We start from the raw sequence: 21,073 nt of genomic DNA on the forward strand, positions 1-21,073 counted from the left end.
CCGACCTTCTGCTTCACGACGTCGATCATGTTGTCGATCGCGAACCCGTGCGATTCCATGCCGACCGCGTCGATGACGCAGTCGACACCGATCCCGCCCGACATTTCCATGAGCGCCTCGCGCACGTCGACGGCATGGAAATCGAGCGTCTCCGCGCCCATCTTCTTCGCGAGCGCGAGGCGGTTGGGATAATGATCGATGGCGATGACCTTGGCAGCGCCCATGACGATCGCCGACTGGATCGCGAACAGGCCAACCGGCCCGCAACCCCAGACCGCGACGGTATCGTCGGGCTGAATGTCGGCATTCTCCGCCGCCATCCAGCCAGTCGGAAGGATGTCGGATAGAAACAGGACCTCGTCGTCCTCGAGATGGTCGGGAACGACGATCGGACCCACATCGGAGAAGGGCACGCGGACATACTCCGCCTGCCCCCCCGAATAGCCACCGGTGAGGTTCGAATAGCCGAAAAGCCCGGCCATCGCATGGCCATAGAGCGTTGCCGACATATCCTGTTTCTCGACGGGATTGGAGTTCGAGCAGCAGCTGTACTGCTGCACCGCGCAGTGGAAGCACTGGCCGCAGCTGATCGTGAAGGGCACGACCACGCGCTGCCCCTTTCTCAGCGTGCTGCCGGGGCCGACATCGACCACCTCGCCCATGAATTCATGGCCAAGCACATCGCCCGGCTTCACGCCGGGGATGACGCCGTCGTAGAGATGGAGGTCGGAGCCGCAGATCGCGGTGCTGGTGACCTTGAGGATCGCGTCGCGCGGATTGACGATCTCGGGATCCGAGACGGTGTCGACACGAACGTCCTTGGTACCTTGCCAGGTGAGTGCCCGCATTATCCGTTCTCCTGCTGCTTGGCGGCTCGCCGTTCATCTTTCGTCCGGGCGGAGGTCGCGATCTCGCCGGTTTCCATCAGCATCTTGAAGCGCTTGAGGTCGTGCCGCGCCTGGATCTCGGGTTCGCGCAGGAACAGCTTGGCGAAGGCGCGACCGACCTTGCCGCCGGGCGGGTCGTAGGCGATGTCGAGACCGACGCGCGTTCCGCGGTCGCCGGGCGCATCTTCGAAGGTGACGCGGCCCGAAGTTTGGATGTCCGATCCCGCGACCGATTTCCACGCGATATGCTCGCCGTCCTTCTCGCTGGAAATCTGCGTCTCCACGTCGACGGTTCGCCCGGCGGGGCCCCGGATCACCCAGACGTTATGCCCATCGCCCTTGTTTTCGATCCGATCGAGATTCTCCATGAAGGAGGGTAGGTTCTTGAAATCGCGAAAATAGGCGAACACCTCTTGCCGGCCCTTGCGGATGGTCACGCTACGCCCGACGAGCGCCAGGTCGCCGCCGCCGTTGCGACGCGAGAAGCGCGGGGCGTCGCCCGACCCGGAGCGGCTCGATCGCCGCTTCGAGGACCCCACGGCCAGAGCACCGGCCACCACCGCCAGCCCGGCGATCGCGCCAACCGCCAGTCGAATCTGATCCTTATCGTCTTTATCATCACGGGGCATCGAGACCTCCTCCTGTCGTCCGTCGATGACAGCGTTCGCCCCGGAAGGGCCGTTCCGTCGCTGACGTAGGTTATGCGATGCCTTGCACCTCGGGCGTGGTGGGGCGCTGAGACCATCGCGCATCCTCGATTGAAAGGATGGCGTTAGGCCCCGTCGTGCGGACTAGGAGGCGGTGGTGGAATCGAGGATCAACTGGATCGTTTCTTCCGGCTGATCCCACATGGGGAAGTGGCCGCTTCGCGCGAACCAGTGCAACCTTGCTTCAGGGAAGGCTTCCATCGCGCGGCTTGCCTGTCGTGGCAGACACAAGCGGTCCTTGCGACCCCAGCCGATGACGAGCGGACCGGCGTTGCGCGAGGGGCCCTTCTGCATCGGGCCCGTGGCGAGATCCTTCACCAGTGAATCGAACGTGGGCGTATCCGCGAACGACCGTAATTCGTTCGACACCAGCGTCGGATCGAGCGCCCACGGCCTGGCGGAAAGCTGGAGCATAAGGGCGGTGCGGCTTGCCACATTGCCGGTGATGGGTGAAAGCGCCGGTCGGATCGCGCGCACCAGAGCAATCGAGGCGCTGATGGTGGTGCGGAAAAATGTTCGTTCCCATCCCTTCCAGAAACCACCCGGATCGAGCGCGACGACTGCACCCGCCCGTCCGCGCCGCGCCATCTCGAGTACAAGCCGCGCGCCCATCGAGCTGCCCACCATATCGATCCCGGCAAGCTTCTCGTGGCCGAGCCACTCGTCCAAGCTGCGGGCCAGCCCGTCGAACGTCCCGCTGTCGGAGTCCGCTGCGGTTTGTCCGTGACCGGGTAGGTCCACCGCGATCACTTCCCTGTTCTGAGCGAGCGTTGGGGAGATCGTGTCCCACGAGCGACAGGATCCCCCTAATCCGTGGACGAGCAGGAGAGGTTTTCCGCGTCCTGAGCGCGTGTAAAATATGGCCATGCAGAAGGAACGAACCGCAATGGCTCAGGGGTCCGCGAACAGGTTTCCTGAGATTTCCGCCAAGTGTCGCCCATGCGCTGTTCGACCGACACTGGGGTGGGAAGCTGCCGTCACTTCGTCGCCATCATCGCCACTGCAAGAAGCAGCGTCGAGATCAGCCCGAGCAAGCTTCTGCGGTCGTGAAGCCGCCCCCAGGAGAGGAGCAATTCTCTCGTATCGGGACCGGCCTGCGTCGGGGGGACCGCCTGAAGTCGCTTGTTCGTCGGCATGATCGCTACGATCGTAAACGGCCAGTTGGCTAGGAGAACGGCGCTTCCAGCGATCCACAACCATCGGCCCGAGAAATACCACGCTGCCAATCCGCATACACCGCCAAGAATTGCCAGACCGGACTGTATCGGCAGCGCCTTGGCGTAGCTGGGTTGCCATTGTGCAAGCAGTGGTCCGTCGTCCAGCAGCAGACGTGCCGGGTGCTCGACCATACTTATGTACGTCGCCGCGCCCGCAAACAGAGCGGCGGACGTCAACGCGATGATAGCAAATAATAACATGAATAATCCTCGGCATCAGCCGGGGAGGCGCGGAAGTGACAGCCAGCGTCTCCCCAAGCAGGTTGGGTCAACGCCGCGGCTGAGAAGAACCCACGATGTGGGTGCAGGAACTACCGACCTGCTGCTCTATTTTCGGCAATCACGATATGTAGGGATGTTCGCGACCGATCAAGCCGAATGTCTCGAATGGGGTCGAAAGCCGCGATCGCTTCGCGACCGAAGTCAGAAATAGCCGAGTTCGCTTCCCGACCGGTAGAGCATGTACATCGCCACGGCGATGATGATTGCCGCGAAGGTGGGGGTGAGCTTGCCCCTGTCCGATAGGCTCCTGGCGGCCCGCGTGCCCGCGTAGCTGCCGAGCAGGCCGCCCATCACGAAGATGCCCGCGAGCGCACAGTCGACGAGGCCGGAGAGGGCGTAGTTGGTCGCGGTCGTGAGCCCGAAAGCGGTCACCGCGACGAGACTCGTTCCCACCGCACCGAGCATCGCAAGTCCTGTCGCCGCGATGAGCGCGGGAACGATCAGGAAGCCGCCACCGATGCCGAAAAAGCCCGCCAAGGCGCCGGTGCCAAGGCCGAATAGCGCCAGCCGCATCGGCTCGAACTTGCCGCGCCCGCCACCGCCTTTGTCGCCTCGCCGCAGCATTACGATCGAAATGAGGACCATGAGGATCGCGAAGAGGAACAGGAGCGCCTGTCCGTCGAATGCCTTGCCCGCGCTCGAACCGCCCGCCGCGCCCAGTACGCCCGCGAGCGCGAACACCAGACCCTCGCGCCAGCGCACGTTTCCTGCACGTGCGTGACTGACGAGGCCGAGGGCCGCATTTGCCGCCACGGCAAGCGCCGACGTGCCGATCGCCACGTGCGGTTCCTTGACGCCGACGAGGTAGACCATCAGCGGGACGGCAAGGATCGACCCGCCGCCGCCGATGAGCCCGAGCGTAAAGCCGACAAGCGCTCCGGAGAATGTCCCGAGCGCAAGAGAGAGAAGATCGGTCATCGTGCGAATATCCAATAGCTTGCGAGACGATCCGGGCGACCCTCGATGTCGTCGCCCTTAGCATAAGCGAGGTCGGGCGAGCATTCACGTAACTTTGGGCGCTTGCACCAAAGGGAGAGCCGCTAGAAACGACATGCACGCCCGCTCTTTTAACCATATGTCATGAACGGTTGATCGTTTCGACGGCGCATAACCGCAACCGTCTGCGGCTGGCATTCGCTGATGGGCCAAAGGAGAGAATCATGACCATTGCACAGCGTGTCGCCGCCACCCGCTTCCAAGCCCGTCCGGAAAAACGCATCCGCGTGCCACGCCGCATGGCGGCAAGGGCGCAGGTCGTACGCGAGCATCAGCCGCGCATCACCGACTGAGGGTTGGCTACAGACCGGCCTCGACTGCGGTGCGCACGAGATCCGCACTGGTCCCGAGATCGAGCTTCTCCATGACCAGGCCGCGGTGCATCTTGATCGTCTTTTCGGACAGACCGAGCTCGTAGGCGATCTGCTTGTTGCGCAGTCCCGATGCGACCATCTGCATCACCTGCCGCTGACGTGGTGACAGCGTCTCGACCATCTTGGCCGCCTGCAGGCGCCGCATGGTGGAGGGGCCGGGCGGATTGGCGCACAGTTCGACCTGGCTGCCGAGAAAATATTGCAGATCGTCGGCCTCATCGAAGATCGGCGCGACCAGCACCGCGTTGCGAAACGGGGTGCCGTCTTTCTTGTAATTCAGGATTTCGACGAGGCAGGGTTTCTTCTCCGCAACGCCCTTCTTGATGGCGTCGGTCAGCCACGGCTCGGTTGCGGGTCCCGCGAGAAAACGGCAATTGCGCCCGAGGATTTCCTCGCGGCTGTACCCCGTAAGGCGCACGAATGCTTCATTGACGGCCACGATCGGATTGTCGGGAAGGCGCGGGTCCGAAATGACGGAGGCGATCGGGCTCGTATCGATCAGCTTTGTGACTTCGGGCGGCACGTCCAGCTTCTCGGGCGGAACGCTGGGGTCCGGTACATCGCGGGGGCCGATATTCGTTGCGGTGAAGCCATCTACCATGTGCACAATATGGAAGCTGACCGCGATAAAGAAAAGCCTTAGTGGCAAGCGCCCGCCGACGGCCTGCAGATCGGCGCTTTTCCCCGCAATCGCACGCTGCTAGCCTTCCGCTCATGAGCGGGCCCCTCGCCGAGCTTCGGATCATTGAACTGGCAGGCGTCGGGCCGGGACCTTTTGCCGCAATGATGTTCGCTGATCATGGCGCCGAGGTCATCCGGATCGATCGCGAGGGACGACCGGCAATCCCCGGTGACCCGCTCGAGCGCGGGCGCCTCACCATCAAGCTCGACCTCAAGACGGACGCTGGCCGCGAGGCGCTTCTCAAGCTCGCAGCGAGCGCCGACGCGCTCATCGATCCGTATAGACCGGGCCGTATCGAGACGTTGGGGCTCGGGCCGAAGGCACTGCACGACGTCAATCCACGCCTTGTGATCGGACGGATCACCGGGTGGGGGCAGACCGGACCATTGAGCCAGCAGGCGGGTCATGACGTAAATTACCTCGCGCTGTCGGGACTTCTGGCGGGGATGGGCACCAAGGGGCACCGACCCGTTCCGCCCGCCAACCTCGTCGCCGACTATGGCGGCGGCGCGATGATGCTCTGCTTCGGCATGCTCGCCGCGTTGCTCGAGGTGCGCGGCGGCGCACAGCATGGGCGCGTCGTCGACGCAGCGATGAGCGAGGGAAGCGCCTTGCTCGGCTCCTTCCTGTTCGGCGCGTTCAATGCGGGGCTGTGGCGGCAGGGCGCCGAGGCGAATGCGCTGGACGGCGGCGCTCCCCTCTACGGCACCTATCGTTGCTCTGACGGCGCCTATCTCGCGGTCGGCGCGATCGAGCCCTCGTTCCGGCGGCAGTTCCTCCAGGCGCTCGATCTGGCCGGGGACGCGCTCTTCGAGGAGGATCATCCCTCCAGATGGCCTGACCAGCGCGAGGCGATCGAGGCGCGCATCGGCGCCGAACCACGCGCCTATTGGCTCGACGTCTTCGACGGGCGCGACGCCTGCGTCGCCCCCGTGCTCGATCTGGAGACCGCGCCTACGCATCCGCACCATCAGGCGCGCGGAGCCTTCGCTCGGCTGGAGGGTCATATGGTTCCCGCCCCGGCGCCGCGATACGGCGACGGAGCCGAACCGTTTCCCGCCAGGCGCGAGCGCGGCGGCGAGGCGATCCGCGCGTTACTTCAATCGGTCGGGGTCGAAAGGAAGACGATCGATCAGATTCTCGGGTCGCCGAACGGGTCGGACTGAACCGACGCCCATCGGCGCTCCCAGTCGACGATCCATTGGGAAAGCTTGTCCGCCTTCAACGGGCGCGCGATGTGATAGCCCTGTGCGATATCGGCGCCGGCAGCGCGCATCATGTGGAGCTGGGCTTCATTCTCGATGCCTTCGGCCGTGGCGCGCAGCCCGAGGTCGTGGGCGAGGTTGATGATCGAACGCACGATCGCGCGGCTCTCACGCGACCGTGCCGCATCGTCGATGAAGAAGCGGTCGATCTTGAGTTCCGAGAACGGCAGTTGGCGAAGCTGCATGAGGCTCGAATAACCCGCGCCGAAATCGTCGATGGCAAGCCCGATCCCCTTGATGCGGAAACGCGTCAGCGTATCCATCATCCGCGTAAGCTCCTGCGTCGATCCTTCGGTCAGTTCGAGCACGAGTCGGTCGGCGGGGACGCCATGCGCACGACACTTGGCCTCCACGAGATCGGGAAAATCGAGCAGTCGCAGGCTGATCGCACTGATGTTGAAGGCAAGGCCGCAATCGATCCCGTCGGCGCGCCACTGCGCCCATTGTGCAAAGGCGGAATCCAGTCCCCACTGCGTGAGCGGGTCGATCAATCCATGCCGCTCGGCGAGGGGTACGAAACGGGCCGGCGGTACGGCGCCATAGTCGGGGTCGTCCCAGCGCACGAGCGCCTCGGCACGCACCAGCTTGCCGCTCTCGAGGTTGATCTTGGGCTGGTAGACGAGGCGCAGCCGGTTTTCCTGCAGCGCCCGTTCGAACCCGCCCAGCAGCTTGGTTTCATTCGTGGGCGCCACCGTCAGGCCGCCAGCCGTTCACGAACTTGGTGGAAAATTGACTCGAGCGCGTCGAGCCGGGCAGGCTTCGTGACCGGCCCCACCATCGTCAGTCCCAGCGCCTCGCCCAGTCGGAAGGCCGTATCGATAATGCGATTGTCGAAGCCCGAAATGATCATGATCGGCTGGACGGCCTGCTGGTCGGCGAGGAAGCGCAGCAATTCGATGCCGTCCATCCCCGGCATCCCGAGATCGATCGCCACCATGTCGGGATGCTCGGTACGGAACTTGTCGCGAAAGTCGCGATGGTCCTGCGCGATGACGGGATCGAAGCCGGACAGCCCTGCGGCGTCGGCAAGAAAACGCGCCAACGCCGGTTCGTCGTCGATCAGGAGCAGCCGTGGCCGGCTTGCGGTCATCATGGTCCCTCCAAAGCCGGAAGAAGATGGTTTCCGGCGAATTAACCACTGGTTAGCGCCTAAGTGCCGACTAGGAAACGTCTTTTTAACCCCATGCGTCCTAGAAGCGGACAGGTATCAATCTTGTCGAGGAGTCCCGGATGCTTGGCTCGTTCATCCGTCGCCGTCAGAACCGCCCCTTCGGGCAAGACAATCTTGCCTTTGAATCGACGGTCTTTTCGCTGTCGACCGAGGTCCCGCGCCCCGTCGAACGCCGCGTCGACGAGCGGGTGATGCCGATGCTGCGCGTCGCGAAGATGATCGATGACAGTGGCAGCGAACAGCTCATCCGCGTGCGCAACCTCTCGGCAGGGGGCCTCATGGCCGAAGTGACCGACACGCACGAGGTGGGGGATGTCGTAAGCCTCGAACTCAATTCGCAATGCATCCCCGCAAAGGTCGTCTGGACCCGCGAGGGCACGGCGGGCTTCAAGTTCGACCAGAATATCGACCTCGGCGAGATGCTGGCCGGACGCAAACCGCGACACGGCTTCCGCCCCCGCCCGCCGCGCCTCCATGTCGACTGCAAGGCCAACGTGCGGATCGGCAAGCTCTATTATACGGTCGACGTTCACGACATTTCGCTGGGCGGGATGAAGGTCGAACCGATCGAGGAATATTGCCTCGGACAGAAGGTCGTCGTGGTCGTCGAGAGCCTACGGCCCGTCAAGGGGGAAATCCGCTGGTATTCCGACCGCAAGGCGGGGATCGTGTTCGATCGTCCGCTGGAATTCGAGGAACTGGCCGAGTGGATGGCCAAGCGTCTCGAACTCGCAAGTCTCAAGGCCAGCTACAAGTAGGACCCGAGGCGTATTGCGCTCGCCGCCGCGCTTCCTATCTCGGTGCACGAGATAGGAGCGTAACATTATGTCCAAGCAAGTCGCCGTCCTCGCCAACGGCTGTTTCTGGTGCACCGAAGCGGTGTTTCTCGACGTTATTGGCGTCGAGAGCGTCGAGAGCGGCTATATCGGCGGTCAGACCGTCAATCCGACCTACAAGCAGGTTTGCGGTGGCGACACGGGCCATGCCGAAGCCGTGCGCATCACGTTCGACGATGCGGTGATCTCCTACGAGGACTTGCTCGCGATCTTTTTCGCCACGCACGATCCCACCCAGCTCAATCGCCAGGGCAACGACATCGGCACGCAGTATCGCAGCGCGATCTTCCCGCAGGACGAGGCGCAGCGAGACGCGGCACAGACTGCCATCGCCGCGGAAAACGAGAAACTGGACGGGCGGGTCGTCACCACCATCGAGCCTAACGACAGCTGGTATCCTGCCGAAGATTACCACCAGGATTATTTCGCCGAGAACGGAAATTCGAACCCTTATTGCATGGCGATCATCGATCCCAAGCTGCGCAAGTTTCGCAAGAGCTTTGCCGACAAGCTCAAGGACGGCGTCGAAGCGTAACATTGGTGGCGCGCGGCGCCAGTCCTGGGATCAGGAACGGGGCGCCGCTGCCCGCTTCAGCCGGTCGCGGATGGCCGCTGCCAACCCGTCGCCCTCGATCGGCGCGACGGCGATGCCGTCCGCCTCGCTCGCATCTGCCTCGTGCAGGAGCGCAAAGAGATTGGCCGCCGCTGTAACGGGATCGGCGCCGAGATAGAGGTCGCCTTTCACGGCGCCATAGCCGATCAGCACTTCCTTCTCGCGTGCGGTCGACGCCTCGAGACGGATGGGCTTGTCCGGCGCATAATGGCTGGCAAGCTGTCCGGGTGCTTCGACTTTCGCCGCATCGGAAATAACCGCCTCGTCGACATCGACGGGCCCCGGACGCAGAAGGCGCATCTGATCGCCGGCCACGCCGACGATCGTGCTCTCGATCCCCGCGCTGGTCGGTCCATCGTCGAGGATCAACCGAATACGACCTGCCAGACTGTGCGCAACATGGGCTGCCCGCGTCGGGCTGATCCGTCCGCTCGCATTGGCGCTGGGCGCGGAGAGCGGGCGCCCGAAACGGTGCAGGAGCGCGCGCATGACAGGATGGGCGGGCACGCGGATCGCGATCGTCGGGAGTCCGGCGGTCACGATATCGGCGATGGGCGAACCTTCGCGTCTCGGAAGCACCAGCGTCAGCGGGCCGGGCCAATGTTTCTCCGCGAGGCGCAGCGCCGTATCGGAGAAATGCGCAAGCTCGATCGCTGCGTCGAGGTCGAAGACGTGGGTAATGAGCGGATTGAAATCGGGCCGACCCTTCGCCTTGTAGATGCGCGCGACCGCCATGGCGTCGGTCGCATCGGCGGCGAGGCCGTAGACCGTCTCGGTCGGCACTGCGACGGGCGCACCCTGACCGAGCAGCGTCACGGCACGCTCGATGCCGTCGCGATCGGCGGGACGAATTTCGGTCGGTAGTGACGGCGGCGCCATCGCCGCGCTATGGAGCGGCCGAACCGATTTGTGAAGGATGTCCCATGAGCTTTTCCGTCCCCATCTCCAAGCAGGCGCGCGTGCTGCGCGACGTCGTGAAGCTGCCTGAGCTCGCGAAAACCGATCGCTTCTCCAGTGCAGACGCGGACACGGTGGAAGCCATCCTCGAGGGCGCGGCCCAATTCGCGGTGGGCGAGTTCCTTCCGCTGCGCGAGAAAGGCGACGAGATCGGCGCGAAGCTGAAGGACGGCGTCGTCACGATGCCCGACGGCTTTCATGCCGCCTACCAGCAGTTCGTCGAGGGCGGCTGGATGACGCTCGCCGCGCCCGAGGCCTATGGCGGACAGGCGATGCCGCTCTCGCTCGCGGCCGCGCTGATGGAGGACCTCAACGCCGCCAATCTCGCCTTCGCGCTATGCCCGATGCTAAGCCTCGGCGCGATCGAGGCGCTCGAGGCTTACGGCTCGGACGAACTCAAGGACCGGTATCTCGAGAAGATCGTCTCGGGCGAATGGCCTGCCACGATGAATCTCACCGAGCCGCAGGCGGGAAGCGACGTCGGGGCCCTGACCAGCAAGGCAATTCCCAATGACGACGGAAGCTGGTCGATCACCGGGCAGAAGATCTACATCACCTATGGCGAGCACGATCTTGCCGACAACATCATCCACCTCGTCCTCGCGCGGACGCCGGATGCGCCGCAGGGCACGCGGGGCATTTCGCTCTTTCTCGTCCCCAAAATTCTCCCCGACGGCAGTCGTAACGACCTCGTTTGCACCAAGCTCGAGGAAAAGATGGGCATCCACGCCTCGCCGACGTGCGTCATGCAATATGGCGACGAGGGCGGGGCGAAGGGCTGGATGATCGGCCCCGAGCATGGCGGCATGAAGGCCATGTTCGTGATGATGAACAATGCCCGCGTGAACGTCGGCCTCCAGGGTGTCGGCGTGGCCGAGGCCGCAACGCAAAAAGCGGTCGCCTACGCCGCCGAGCGCAAGCAGGGCGCCCGTGCCGGCCAGGCGAGCGCGATCGCCGAACATCCCGATGTGCGGCGGATGCTGCTGCGGATGCGCGCCCTGACCGACGCGGCGCGCGCTCTTTGCTACTATACGTTCGGCTGCCTCGATTGGGGGGCGTCGGGCGATGCGCCGATGCGGATGCGCGGCGACGTCCTGACGCCGATGGCCAAGGCCTGGTCGACCGATGTCGGCTGCGAGGTCTCGAGCCTTGGCATCCAGGTCCATGGGGGCATGGGTTACGTCGAAGAAACGGGCGCCGCCCAGTTCCTCCGCGACGCGCGGATCGCGCCGATCTACGAAGGCACCAACGGCATCCAGGCCGCCGATCTCGTGGGCCGCAAGCTCGGTCTCGATGGAGGTCTCGCGTTCGACGGTCTGATCGCCGATGTGCGTGCCGATACCGAGGACGAGCGCGTGTCGGCGCTCGCAGACGCGGTCGACCAGACCGCCGCGATGCTGCGCGCCGCCGAACCCGACAATCGCCTCGCCGGGGCGACTCCCTTCCTGGAAATGTGTTCGGTACTGGTGGGGGCGTGGTTGCTCGAGCGCCTGGCCCATGCCGGCGATGCCGACGAAGCGACCAAGGCGGCAAGCGCCTTCTTCAACGCCACGATCGTCCCCGAGGCTTTCGGTCTGGGGGCGGCCGCGGGCGCGGGAGCCGAGCTATTGTATCGCGTGGATGCCGAGGCGCTGGCCTAGGCGGCTCAGACGTCGGCAAGCAATTCGCTGGCGTCGATGCCGAGCCGGTCCATCCGCTCGCGGATAACGGGCCATTCGTTCTTCATGAAACGCTCGCGTTCGCCCGAGCGCAGCCGTTCGCTCGCACCTTTCGCGACGAACATCCCGACACCGCGCTTCACGGTGACGAGGCCATCGTCCTGAAAGCCTTGGTACGCCTTGGCGACGGTGAGCGGGTTGGCGCCCATGTCGCTGGCGAGCGCGCGGACCGAGGGGAGGGCGTCGCCGTCCTTATAGTCCCCGGCAAGAATGGCGTTGCCGATTTCGTCGCGAATGCGGACGTAGACCGGCTTCTGATGGGCGTTGTCGAGCGTCATGCTGCTTTAATACACCAGCGCAGACAAAGTTGCAATCAGGGCCAGGTCGAGATGATTTCGTCCAGCTGCGGTCGGGCGCGCTCCTCGAGCTCGCGCGCGGGCGAACCCAGATAGAAGAAGCCTGCGATCCGCTCGCCGCCCCTCAACAGACTCGCGACGACGCTCGGTGCATAGCTCTGGGCGCCCGTGATCCAGCTGCCGACGAACCCATGCGCATGCGCCGCGTGAAGGAGGTTCATGCCGACCGCGCCGACTGTCAGTTCCTGCTCCCAGACGGGGATCTTGTGACCCTCGAGCGGTGAGGCGACGAGCGCGAGCAGCGTCGGCGCCCAGCCTGCCTTGTCGCGGAACTTGGCCCGTTTGTGCGGCTCGCAGTCGGGATCGTCCGCCATGCAGGCCTGTTCGAAAAGATCGGCGAGTGCTTCCCGATCCTCGATGATCACGAACCGGTACGGCACGAGGGCGCCATGGTCGGGAGAGCGCGCTGCCAGCGACAGGATCTTACGCAATTGCCGGTCGTCCGGACCCGGTGCGACCATGTCGCGCGGCCGGCCCGAGCGGCGACTGTTGAGGTGGGAAAGCAGCGTTGAGGTATCGTTCATTTCCATCGGGTTCGTGTCCTACGGGTCACAGCTTTCGTCAACACAAGGCTTCACAGTGACACAATCATCGCTACGGTGCGCCGTCTTACAGTTTGATGGCTGTGCGGAGGTCCGGAGAGGCGGACAGCGCGGCCTTTTCAAGAAGGTGACTTCTCATGAAAGACATTTCCATCTGGCAGGAGGCCGACTGGATCGCAGCGATCGCTGCCGTCGTCCTCGGCTTGTTTCTCATCGCGGGTGCTTGGGCGATTTCGCGTCCGCGCCCCGAAGTGGGTGGCCACCCCAAGGGCCTCTATATCCTGTTCTTCGCGGAAATGTGGGAACGCTTCTCCTATTACGGGATGCGCGCGCTCCTCATCTTCTACCTGACGAAGCATTGGCTGTTCAACGACAGCGCGTCGAACGTGATCTACGGGGCGTACGTCAGCCTCGTCTACATCACGCCCGTGCTCGGCGGCTGGATCGCGGACCGGTATCTCGGACAGCGCAAGGCGGTTCTCTTCGGGGCCGTGCTTCTGACGTTCGGACACTTCTTCATGGCGTTCGAAGGAACGGGCGGTCAGAACGATCCGACCATCAACATCTTCTGGATGGCGCTGGCCTTCATCATCGTGGGTTCGGGCTTCCTCAAGGCCAACATCTCGGTGATCGTGGGGCAGCTCTATTCGCGCACCGACGTGCGTCGCGACGGCGCCTACACGATCTTCTACATCGGAATCAACGTCGGTGCGGCGGTGGGCGTGCTTCTGGCGGGCTACCTCGGCGAGACGGTCGGTTGGGCCTACGGCTTTGGCGCCGCTGGTATCGGCATGCTGCTCGGCCTGGTGGTCTTCGTGCTCGGCAAGCCGCTCCTCATGGGACGCGGCGAGCCGCCCAAGCCGCTTCAGAAGAGCACCGAGATGACCATGTACGGCATCGGCCTCGCCGGTATCGCCGTGATGTGGCTTCTGATCCAGTATCAGGGCGTGGTCGGTTGGCTGATGCTGATCGCGGGTGCCTTGCTTCTGCTCTATGTGCTCCGTGAAGCGTTCAAGATGCCCAAGGAGCCGCGCGAGCGACTGTTCGCGATCTTGTTCCTCATCATCCTCCAGCCGGTCTTTTGGGGTCTGTTCGAGCAGGCGGGCGGTTCGCTCAACCTCTTCACTGACCGCTATGTGGATCGTCAGGGCGTTCCCGCCTCGTTGTTCCAGTCGATCAACGCGATCTTCATCATCCTGATGGGGCCGGTGTTCGCGTCGCTTTGGGTATGGATGGCCAAGAAGGGCATCGAACCCTCGACGCCGTTCAAGTTCGGTCTAGGCATCGTCCAGGTCGGCCTCGGCTTTCTCGTGTTCGTCTGGGGCGCCAATGCCGCGGGTCCCGCGGTTCTCGTTCCGGTCATCCTCGTGTTCGCGCTCTACTTCCTGCACACGACCGGCGAACTCTGCCTGTCGCCCGTGGGCCTGAGCGCCATGAACCGCCTTTCGCCCACGCACCTCGCGAGCCTCGTGATGGGCGCTTGGTTCTTCGCCACGGCAGGCGGGAACTACGTGGCCGGCATGATCGGCGCTGCGACCGGCGGTGAAGAAGGCGACATGACCCGCGAATTGACGCTCAGCGTCTACAATCAGATCGGCTGGTTCGCAGTCGGCGTGGGCGTGGTCGTCCTCGTGGTCTCGCCGTTCGTCAAGAAGCTCATGCATCTCGACACGCTGAGCGACGACGATGTCGGCGACGATCTGGAAGGCCAGGCCCAGGCGGGTTTGGAAAACCAGGAAGCGGGCATTCATCCCGCGACCAATCCGCCGGGTCCGGGCGATGAGCCTGGCCGTAACGTCTAAGGACGTTCCGGCAATGAGAAGCGAAGGGCGGGGCAGCGATGCTCCGCCCTTTTCTTTTGTGCAACCTCGACGCACAGTGCGCTCGATTTTTCCGACCGAGGGGGTTCGATACGAAGATGCGATTGCTGACGACGACCATGATGGGACTGAGTCTTGCGGCCTGCGCCACGGCCGGTGGAGGTGAGGAGCCCAAGTCCGCGCCCACGCTCTTCGACCGTAACCCCTATCCGTCCACCTATGTCGCGTACCCGAGCGCGCCGACGCTCATCACCAACGCCACGATCTTCGACGGCAATGGCGGTCGGATCGAGCGCGGGTCGATCTACCTCGCCGACGGCATCGTCCAGCGGGTCGGCGCCAACGACGCCGCCATGCCCGCCGACGCCATGGTCATCGACGGCACCGGCATGTTCGTCACCCCCGGCATCATAGACGTCCACAGCCATCTCGGCAATTATCCCTCGCCTTCGACCGCCAGCCATTCGGACGGCAACGAAGCGACCAATCCGAACACCGCTTTCGTCTGGACCGAGCATAGCGTCTGGCCGCAGGATCCGGGCTTCAGCCGCGCGCTCGCCAACGGCGGCGTCACCGCGCTGCAGATCCTGCCGGGCTCGGCCAACCTGTTCGGCGGCCGATCGGTGACGCTCAAGAACGTCCCCGGCCGCACGGTCATGGACATGAAGTTCCCCGGCGCGCCGTACGGACTGAAGATGGCCTGCGGGGAGAATCCCAAGCGCGTCTACGGCGATCGCGGCGGTCCGGCCACGCGCATGGGCAATGTCGCGCTCACGCGCGAGGCGTGGCTCGAGGCGAAGGATTACGACCGCGAGTGGGACAAATATGAGGCCGAAGGCGGCGACATGCCCGGCCGCGACCTTGCGATGGATACGCTGCGCGGCGTGCTCGACGGCGACATCCGCATCCACAACCACTGCTACCGCGCCGACGAGATGGCGATCATGCTGCAGATGAGCGAGGAGTTCGGATACGAGGTCGCCAGCTTCCAACATGCGGTCGAGGCCTACAAGATCGCCGACCTCCTGCGCGAGCAGGGCACCTGCTCGGCGATGTGGGCCGACTGGTACGGCTTCAAGATGGAAAGCTACGACGCCATCAACGAGAATATCGCCTACGTCCACAATGCGGGCGCCTGTGCCATCGTGCATTCGGACGATCCCGACGGCATCCAGCGCCTCCAGCAGGAAGCCGCCAAGGCGATCGCCGCGGGCCGCCGCCAAGGCATCGAGATTTCCGAAGCCGAAGCGTGGCAATGGCTCTCCGCCAACCCCGCCAAGTCGATCGGCGTCTACGACATGACCGGCAGCCTCGAACCCGGCAAGATGGCCGATGTCGTGCTGTGGAACGGCAATCCCTACAGCGTCTACACGCGCCCCGCCAAAGTGTGGATCGACGGCGCGCTGATGTTCGATGCCAGCGATCCCTCGCGTCGCCCGGTCAGCGACTTCGAGCTTGGCCAGCCCGGCGAAGGAGACGTCAAATGATCCGCCTCGCTGTCTCTCTCGCCGCGCTGCTCGCTGCGACGCCGGCGCTTGCACAGCCGGTCGCCATCACGGGCGGGAAGGTTGTCATCGGCGATGGCTCCGCACCGATCGAGGGCGGGACGGTCGTCGTCGACAATGGCCGCATCGTGGCTGCCGGTCCCGCCGGATCGGTCCGTGTGCCCGCGGGTGCCACCACCATCGACGCCGCGGGCCAATGGGTGACGCCGGGCCTCGTCGCAGGCTTCAGCCGCATCGGCCTCGTCGAAGTGGACGGCGGCGTTTCGGGCGCCAGCGACGCGGGCGCGTCGGGCTCGCCCTATTCCGCGGCGATCGACGTCAGCTATTCCGTCAACCCGCTCGCCACCCCGATCGCCGTCAGCCGCGCCGACGGCGTGACCCGCGCGATCGTGGCCCCCGAGCCCGAGCAGAGCGTCTTCGCGGGTCAAGGGGCGATCATCGACACCGGCGCGGACTATGAGCCGATCACCAAAGCGCGCGCCTTCCAGCTGGTCTATCTGGGCGAGAGCGGATCCGGCCTCGCAGGCGGTTCGCGCTCGGCCAGCGCGCTCGAACTGCGTGATGCGCTCATGGAAGCGCGCGACGGACGCCGCGAGGGCGACCGGCCCGACGGCGACTTTCTCCTGGAGGCCGATATCGAGGCACTGCGCCCCGTCGTGCGCGGCGAGGTGCCGATGGTCGTGGCCGTCCACCGTGCGAGCGACATCCTACAGGTCCTGCGCCTGCGCGAGGAATTTCCGCGCCTCGACCTCGTTCTGATGGGCGCGGCCGAAGGCTGGCGGGTCGCCGAGGCGATCGCTGCAGCGCGCGTTCCCGTGATCGCCGAGCCGACGCTCAATCGTCCCGGCAGCTTCGAGATGCTCGCCTCGACCCAGTCCAACATCGGCAGGATGCGAGCGGCGGGCGTGGACGTGGGGGTCGCGGTCCTGTCCGATTTCGTCACTAGAAATGCGCGCAACGGGCGTCAGCTCGCCGGCAATCTGGTCGCGCTCCAGCGCCTTCCCGGCCATACCGGCGTAACGTGGGATGACGCTTTCGCGATGATCTCCTCGCGGCCTGCCGCCATGGTGGGGATGGACGGTGAGATCGGCTCGCTGCGGCCCGGGCGCCGTGCCGATATCGTGCTCTGGTCGGGCGATCCGCTCGAACTGACCAGCGCGGCGACGCGGGTCTGGATCGACGGCGTCGAGCAGGATCTCGAAACGCGTCAGTCGCGCTTGGCCAAGCGCTACCGCAGTCTCGCGCCCGAAGGTCTGCCCAAGGCCTATCGCCGGTGACGCCGCTCGGATGGCTCACATTCTGGTCGGTCGCGTTCGCCGCGACCCACCTCTTGATGAGCCATCCGCTGCGCGCCCCGATGGTCCGCGCATTCGGCGGCGAGAAGGGCTTCGGGATCGTCTATTCGATCGTCAGCCTCGTCACGCTCGTCATGGCTGCCCGCAGCTATGCGCCGGCCCGCGAGGCCGCGACGATGCTCTGGAGTTCGGGCGATGCGGGCTGGATCGCCGGAACGCTCATGATGTGGTTCGGCTCGATCCTCTTCGTCGGCAGTCTCGTGAAAAATCCGGCGCTGCCGCATCCTGATGCCGACGCCATGACCGCGCGCCCGGCGACCGGGGTTTTCGCGATCACCCGCCACCCGATGATGTGGGGATTCGCGCTGTGGTCGGCGACACATATCCTCGTCAATCCGACCTGGCCGAGCATCGTCCCCGCGCTCGCCATCCTCGTCACGGCATTGGGCGGCGCGGCGGGGCAGGACGTCAAGAAGCGCACGCTGATGGGAGACGGATGGCGCGACTGGGAAAAGCGCACCGGCTTCGTGCCGTTCGCACGCGGCTTCCATCTCCCGGGAGCCTTCGCGCTCGTGGGGGGCACGATCGTCTTCCTGCTCGCAACCTATGCGCACGGCTGGTTCGGCGCGATGCCGTCGGGCCCATGGATTTGGCTCTGAGCGCTCGCTAAGGAGCCTCTCATGGCAAGAAAATTCTTCGGTACCGACGGGATTCGCGGGCGCACCAACGCCGAGCCGATGACGGCGCGGCTCGCGCTCAAGGTGGGGCAGGCGGCTGGCGCGCACTTCCAGCGCGGAGACCATCGCCATCGCGTCGTCATCGGCAAGGATACGCGCCTGTCGGGCTACATGATGGAGTCAGCGCTCGTCGCGGGGTTCACCAGCGTCGGCATGGACGTCGTGCTGCTGGGGCCGATGCCGACCCCCGCCGTCGCGATGCTGACCGTCTCGATGCGCGCCGACATGGGGGTGATGATCTCCGCCAGCCACAATCCTTACGAGGACAATGGCATCAAGCTGTTCGGCCCCGACGGCTACAAGCTCTCCGACGAGGACGAAGCGGCGCTGGAAGCGCTGCTCACCGACGAGCCCGAACTGGTGGATGCGCCGCGCATCGGCCGCGCCAACCGGATCGACAGCGCGATCGGCCGCTACGTCCATTTCGCCAAGTCGACCTTTCCCGACGAACTGCGGCTCGACGGGCTCAAGATCGTTCTCGATTGCGCCAACGGTGCCGCTTACAAAGCCGCCCCGCTCGCACTGTGGGAATTGGGCGCCGATCTCGTGACGCTAGGCGTCTCGCCCGACGGCACCAACATCAACAAGAATGTCGGTTCGACCGCGACCGACGCGATGCGCGAGACGGTCGTCGCCACCGGCGCGGATATCGGCCTCGCATTGGACGGCGACGCCGATCGCCTGATCGTTTGCGACGAGAAGGGTAACCTCATCGATGGCGACCAGCTGATGGCGCTCATCGCGTTGACGCTGAAGGAGCGTGGGGACCTGCGCGGCGAGGCGCTGGTCGCGACGGTCATGTCCAACCTCGGGCTCGAGCGGCACATGAAGGCGAACGGCCTCGACCTCCACCGCGCCAAGGTAGGCGATCGCTACGTTCTCGAGATGATGCGCGAGACGGGCTGCAATGTCGGCGGCGAGCAGTCGGGGCACATCATTCTCACCGATCATGCGACGACCGGCGACGGCCTCGTGGCGGGGCTGCAGGTGCTCGCTGCCATGGTGAATGCCGACAAGCGCGCCAGCGAGATCCTAAACCAGTTCGAAACCATTCCGCAGCTACTGAGAAACGTGCGCTATTCGGGCGGCGATCCGCTCGCCGATGCGCGCGTCAAAACGGCGATTGCCGAGGCCGAAGCGGCGCTGGCGGCCGACGGGCGGATGGTCATCCGCAAGTCGGGCACCGAGCCGCTCGTCCGCGTGATGGCCGAGGGCGAAGATGAAGCGAAGGTGAGGCAATGGGTCGACCATGTCTGCACCGCGGTCGAAGAGGTGGTATGAGCATTCCGGTTATCCTGACGATCGCGGGAAGCGACAGCGGCGGCGGCGCGGGCATTCAAGCCGATGTGCGCACCATCACCATGCTTGGCGCACACCCCGCCACCGCCATCACCGCGATCACCGCACAGAATACGCAGGGCGTCGAGGCAGTGCATCCGGTCCCTGCCGAAATGGTTCTCGCGCAAATCGATGCGGTGCTTGCCGATTTCGATGTCGCGGCGATCAAGATCGGCATGACGGGCAGTGCCTTCACCACCCGCGCCATCGCGGACCGGTTGCGCACGCTCGACAAGAAGATTCCGATCGTCGTCGATCCCGTCATGGTCACGACGTCGGGCGTTTCGCTCGCGGACGAGGCGACCATCGAGGCGCTGGGCCAGCTGTTCGAAGTCGCGACACTGGCCACGCCCAACATGCCCGAGGTCGTCGCATTGACGGGTGAAGAAGAGCCGATCGCGGGCGCGCTGCAGCTTGTCGGAAGGCATGGGGCGCCGGTGCTGCTCACGGGCGGTCACGAGCAGGGCGAGGCGGTCGCCGACGCGCTCATCGAGGACGACAATATTACCAGCTGGCAGGGCACCCGCATCGAGACACCGCACGACCATGGCACCGGCTGCACGCTTTCGAGCGCGATTGCCTGCCTCATGGGTGCGGGCCATTCGATGAACGAGGCGATCGACCGCGCGCGCATGTTCGTGCGCATGGCCTTGCACGAAGCGCCCGGCATCGGCGGCGGGGCAGGGCCCATCGGGATTGGGCAGGTCCGGCTCGACGTCGGCGAGGCCGACCGTGCCGTCCCGCCGCGGCTCAACCAGCTCACCGTCACCGGCACCGACTATGACAAAATGGTCGAATTCTATTCCAAGATCGGCCTACGCCAGATCGTCGATAGTCCCGACAATCAATATGCCCGCTTCGAAACGGGCGGTGGCACGACGCTGTCGGTTCAGTGCGATCCCGACGCGCCCACGGCGGAAAACTTTGCCGTCTATTTCGAATGTGACGATCTCGACAGCCGCGTCGAGCGCCTCGCGCGCGAAGGCCTGCCCTTCGAGCACGGGCCCCGCGCGCAGCCGTGGATGTGGCGAGAAGCCCGCCTGCGCGATCCCGCGGGCAATGCCGTCTTCCTCTACAAGGCCGGCGAAAACCGCCGTTACCCGCCCTGGCGCATGGGCAAGGATGCGGAGGAAATGCCCAGCTGATGATCGTCGGGGTGGACGAAGCGGGCAGGGGGCCGCTCGCCGGGCCCGTCGTTGCGGCCGCCGTCCATCTGTGCGGAACGCCTATTCGCGGGCTCGACGACAGCAAGAAATTGAAAGCCGAGAAGCGTGCCGTTCTCGCCGCCCGCATCCAGGAGCGCTGCAAGGTCGGCATCGGCATGGCCAGCGTCGCGGAGATCGACGCGCTCAATATCTTCCAGGCGACGATGCTGGCCATGACACGCGCGGTCGAGCAATGCTGCGAGGCGCTGGGCTGCGAGCCCGCCGAAATCCTCATCGACGGCAACATGACACCCGAGGGTCGCCGTCCCGAATGGCGGTGGGCGGGGGCGCGCGCCATTATCGGCGGCGACGCGCGCGAAAAATGCATCGCCGCCGCTTCGATCGTGGCTAAGGAAACCCGCGATGCGATGATGGCCGATTACGAGATCGTGCACCCGGGCTATGGCTTCGGCCAGCATAAGGGCTACGGCACGGCCGCGCATCTGCAGGCGCTTCGTTCCAACGGGCCGAGCCCCATCCATCGCAAGAGTTTCGCGCCCGTTGCGCAGCTGCGGATGCTTTGAACCGACAGCCGAGTCTTTTGAGTCACACCTACTAGGGATTGAGTCC

At 64.9% G+C, this 21,073-nt stretch carries 23 protein-coding genes; 12 read left to right on the top strand and 11 right to left on the bottom strand.

Going from position 1 to position 21,073, the window contains the following annotated elements:
- From WJS89_RS00005 to WJS89_RS00025, 5 genes are all read right to left on the bottom strand, one after another.
- On the bottom strand, positions 1-848 hold an 848-nt coding region (locus WJS89_RS00005; RefSeq protein WP_346338882.1), incomplete at its 3' end, for an alcohol dehydrogenase catalytic domain-containing protein.
- The gene (locus WJS89_RS00010) at positions 848-1,639 is read right to left on the bottom strand and encodes an SRPBCC family protein (RefSeq protein ID WP_346338883.1); all 792 of its coding nucleotides are present in this window, start codon (positions 1,637-1,639) and stop codon (positions 848-850) included. The genes WJS89_RS00010 and WJS89_RS00005, both read right to left, overlap by 1 nt.
- Positions 1,640-1,678: 39 nt before the next feature.
- Positions 1,679-2,461, bottom strand: coding sequence for an alpha/beta fold hydrolase (locus WJS89_RS00015; protein ID WP_346338884.1), 783 nt, complete (start codon positions 2,459-2,461; stop codon positions 1,679-1,681).
- A gap of 110 nt (positions 2,462-2,571) precedes the next feature.
- The gene (locus tag WJS89_RS00020) at positions 2,572-3,012 is read right to left on the bottom strand and encodes an anthrone oxygenase family protein (RefSeq protein WP_346338885.1); all 441 of its coding nucleotides are present in this window, start codon (positions 3,010-3,012) and stop codon (positions 2,572-2,574) included.
- Between the two features lie 222 nt (positions 3,013-3,234).
- On the bottom strand, positions 3,235-4,011 hold the full coding sequence (locus WJS89_RS00025; RefSeq protein ID WP_346338886.1) for a sulfite exporter TauE/SafE family protein: 777 nt from the start codon (positions 4,009-4,011) through the stop codon (positions 3,235-3,237).
- Positions 4,012-4,253: 242 nt separating this feature from the next.
- On the opposite strand from WJS89_RS00025, the gene WJS89_RS00030 reads away from it, so the two are divergent.
- Positions 4,254-4,382: a hypothetical protein gene (locus WJS89_RS00030; protein WP_346338887.1), complete on the top strand. Its 129-nt coding sequence runs from the start codon at positions 4,254-4,256 to the stop codon at positions 4,380-4,382.
- A 7-nt stretch (positions 4,383-4,389) separates the two neighbouring features.
- On the opposite strand, the gene WJS89_RS00035 is transcribed toward WJS89_RS00030, so the two are convergent.
- A complete protein-coding gene (locus tag WJS89_RS00035) occupies positions 4,390-5,064 on the bottom strand; it encodes a LuxR C-terminal-related transcriptional regulator (RefSeq protein ID WP_346338888.1) in 675 nt (224 codons plus the stop codon).
- Positions 5,065-5,177: 113 nt separating this feature from the next.
- Here WJS89_RS00035 and WJS89_RS00040 point away from each other — a divergent pair, with 113 nt between their 5' ends.
- A complete protein-coding gene (locus WJS89_RS00040) occupies positions 5,178-6,311 on the top strand; it encodes a CaiB/BaiF CoA transferase family protein (protein WP_346338889.1) in 1,134 nt (377 codons plus the stop codon).
- Here WJS89_RS00040 and WJS89_RS00045 read toward each other — a convergent pair.
- Both WJS89_RS00045 and WJS89_RS00050 read right to left on the bottom strand, forming a co-directional pair.
- Positions 6,278-7,102 carry an EAL domain-containing protein gene (locus WJS89_RS00045; RefSeq protein ID WP_346338890.1) on the bottom strand — a complete coding sequence of 275 codons (825 nt, stop codon included), beginning with the start codon at positions 7,100-7,102 and terminating at the stop codon, positions 6,278-6,280. The two genes, WJS89_RS00040 and WJS89_RS00045, sit on opposite strands and share 34 nt — an antisense overlap.
- A 2-nt stretch (positions 7,103-7,104) precedes the next feature.
- Positions 7,105-7,503 carry a response regulator gene (locus tag WJS89_RS00050; protein WP_346338891.1) on the bottom strand — a complete coding sequence of 133 codons (399 nt, stop codon included), beginning with the start codon at positions 7,501-7,503 and terminating at the stop codon, positions 7,105-7,107.
- A gap of 137 nt (positions 7,504-7,640) precedes the next feature.
- Here WJS89_RS00050 and WJS89_RS00055 point away from each other — a divergent pair, with 137 nt between their 5' ends.
- Together WJS89_RS00055 and msrA are read left to right on the top strand one after the other, a co-directional pair.
- A complete protein-coding gene (locus tag WJS89_RS00055) occupies positions 7,641-8,339 on the top strand; it encodes a PilZ domain-containing protein (protein WP_346338892.1) in 699 nt (232 codons plus the stop codon).
- Positions 8,340-8,406: 67 nt separating this feature from the next.
- On the top strand, positions 8,407-8,952 hold the full coding sequence (msrA, locus tag WJS89_RS00060) for a peptide-methionine (S)-S-oxide reductase MsrA (protein WP_346338893.1): 546 nt from the start codon (positions 8,407-8,409) through the stop codon (positions 8,950-8,952).
- Positions 8,953-8,982: 30 nt separating this feature from the next.
- On the opposite strand, the gene WJS89_RS00065 is transcribed toward msrA, so the two are convergent.
- Complete coding sequence (locus tag WJS89_RS00065) at positions 8,983-9,909, bottom strand: L-threonylcarbamoyladenylate synthase (RefSeq protein ID WP_346338894.1); 927 nt, start codon at positions 9,907-9,909, stop codon at positions 8,983-8,985.
- A gap of 44 nt (positions 9,910-9,953) precedes the next feature.
- On the opposite strand from WJS89_RS00065, the gene WJS89_RS00070 reads away from it, so the two are divergent.
- A complete protein-coding gene (locus tag WJS89_RS00070; RefSeq protein WP_346338895.1) occupies positions 9,954-11,627 on the top strand; it encodes an acyl-CoA dehydrogenase family protein in 1,674 nt (557 codons plus the stop codon).
- Between the two features lie 5 nt (positions 11,628-11,632).
- Here WJS89_RS00070 and WJS89_RS00075 read toward each other — a convergent pair whose 3' ends face one another.
- Both WJS89_RS00075 and WJS89_RS00080 read right to left on the bottom strand, forming a co-directional pair.
- Positions 11,633-11,983: a GntR family transcriptional regulator gene (locus tag WJS89_RS00075; protein WP_346338896.1), complete on the bottom strand. Its 351-nt coding sequence runs from the start codon at positions 11,981-11,983 to the stop codon at positions 11,633-11,635.
- A 35-nt stretch (positions 11,984-12,018) separates the two neighbouring features.
- Positions 12,019-12,585 carry a nitroreductase family protein gene (locus WJS89_RS00080; protein WP_346338897.1) on the bottom strand — a complete coding sequence of 189 codons (567 nt, stop codon included), beginning with the start codon at positions 12,583-12,585 and terminating at the stop codon, positions 12,019-12,021.
- Between the two features lie 155 nt (positions 12,586-12,740).
- Here WJS89_RS00080 and WJS89_RS00085 point away from each other — a divergent pair, with 155 nt between their 5' ends.
- From WJS89_RS00085 to rnhB, 7 genes are all read left to right on the top strand, one after another.
- Entirely contained in the window at positions 12,741-14,405 is a 1,665-nt protein-coding gene (locus WJS89_RS00085; protein WP_346338898.1) for a peptide MFS transporter, read from the top strand.
- Between the two features lie 137 nt (positions 14,406-14,542).
- Positions 14,543-15,910 (top strand): amidohydrolase, encoded by a 1,368-nt coding sequence (locus WJS89_RS00090; protein WP_346338899.1) that lies wholly within the window; start codon positions 14,543-14,545, stop codon positions 15,908-15,910.
- The gene (locus WJS89_RS00095) at positions 15,907-17,205 is read left to right on the top strand and encodes an amidohydrolase family protein (RefSeq protein ID WP_346338900.1); all 1,299 of its coding nucleotides are present in this window, start codon (positions 15,907-15,909) and stop codon (positions 17,203-17,205) included. The genes WJS89_RS00090 and WJS89_RS00095 overlap by 4 nt, the downstream gene beginning before the upstream one ends.
- A complete protein-coding gene (locus WJS89_RS00100; RefSeq protein ID WP_346338901.1) occupies positions 17,202-17,882 on the top strand; it encodes an NnrU family protein in 681 nt (226 codons plus the stop codon). The genes WJS89_RS00095 and WJS89_RS00100 overlap by 4 nt, the downstream gene beginning before the upstream one ends.
- A gap of 21 nt (positions 17,883-17,903) precedes the next feature.
- Entirely contained in the window at positions 17,904-19,241 is a 1,338-nt protein-coding gene (glmM, locus tag WJS89_RS00105; RefSeq protein WP_346338902.1) for a phosphoglucosamine mutase, read from the top strand.
- Positions 19,238-20,443, top strand: coding sequence for a bifunctional hydroxymethylpyrimidine kinase/phosphomethylpyrimidine kinase (gene thiD, locus WJS89_RS00110; protein WP_346338903.1), 1,206 nt, complete (start codon positions 19,238-19,240; stop codon positions 20,441-20,443). Before glmM ends, thiD begins: the two co-directional genes overlap by 4 nt.
- The gene (gene rnhB, locus WJS89_RS00115) at positions 20,443-21,027 is read left to right on the top strand and encodes a ribonuclease HII (RefSeq protein ID WP_346338904.1); all 585 of its coding nucleotides are present in this window, start codon (positions 20,443-20,445) and stop codon (positions 21,025-21,027) included. The genes thiD and rnhB overlap by 1 nt, the downstream gene beginning before the upstream one ends.
- Positions 21,028-21,073 lie beyond the last annotated feature (46 nt).

Origin of the sequence: Sphingomicrobium aquimarinum (genome assembly GCF_039655735.1) — a bacterium.
GTDB lineage: Bacteria > Pseudomonadota > Alphaproteobacteria > Sphingomonadales > Sphingomonadaceae > Sphingomicrobium > Sphingomicrobium aquimarinum.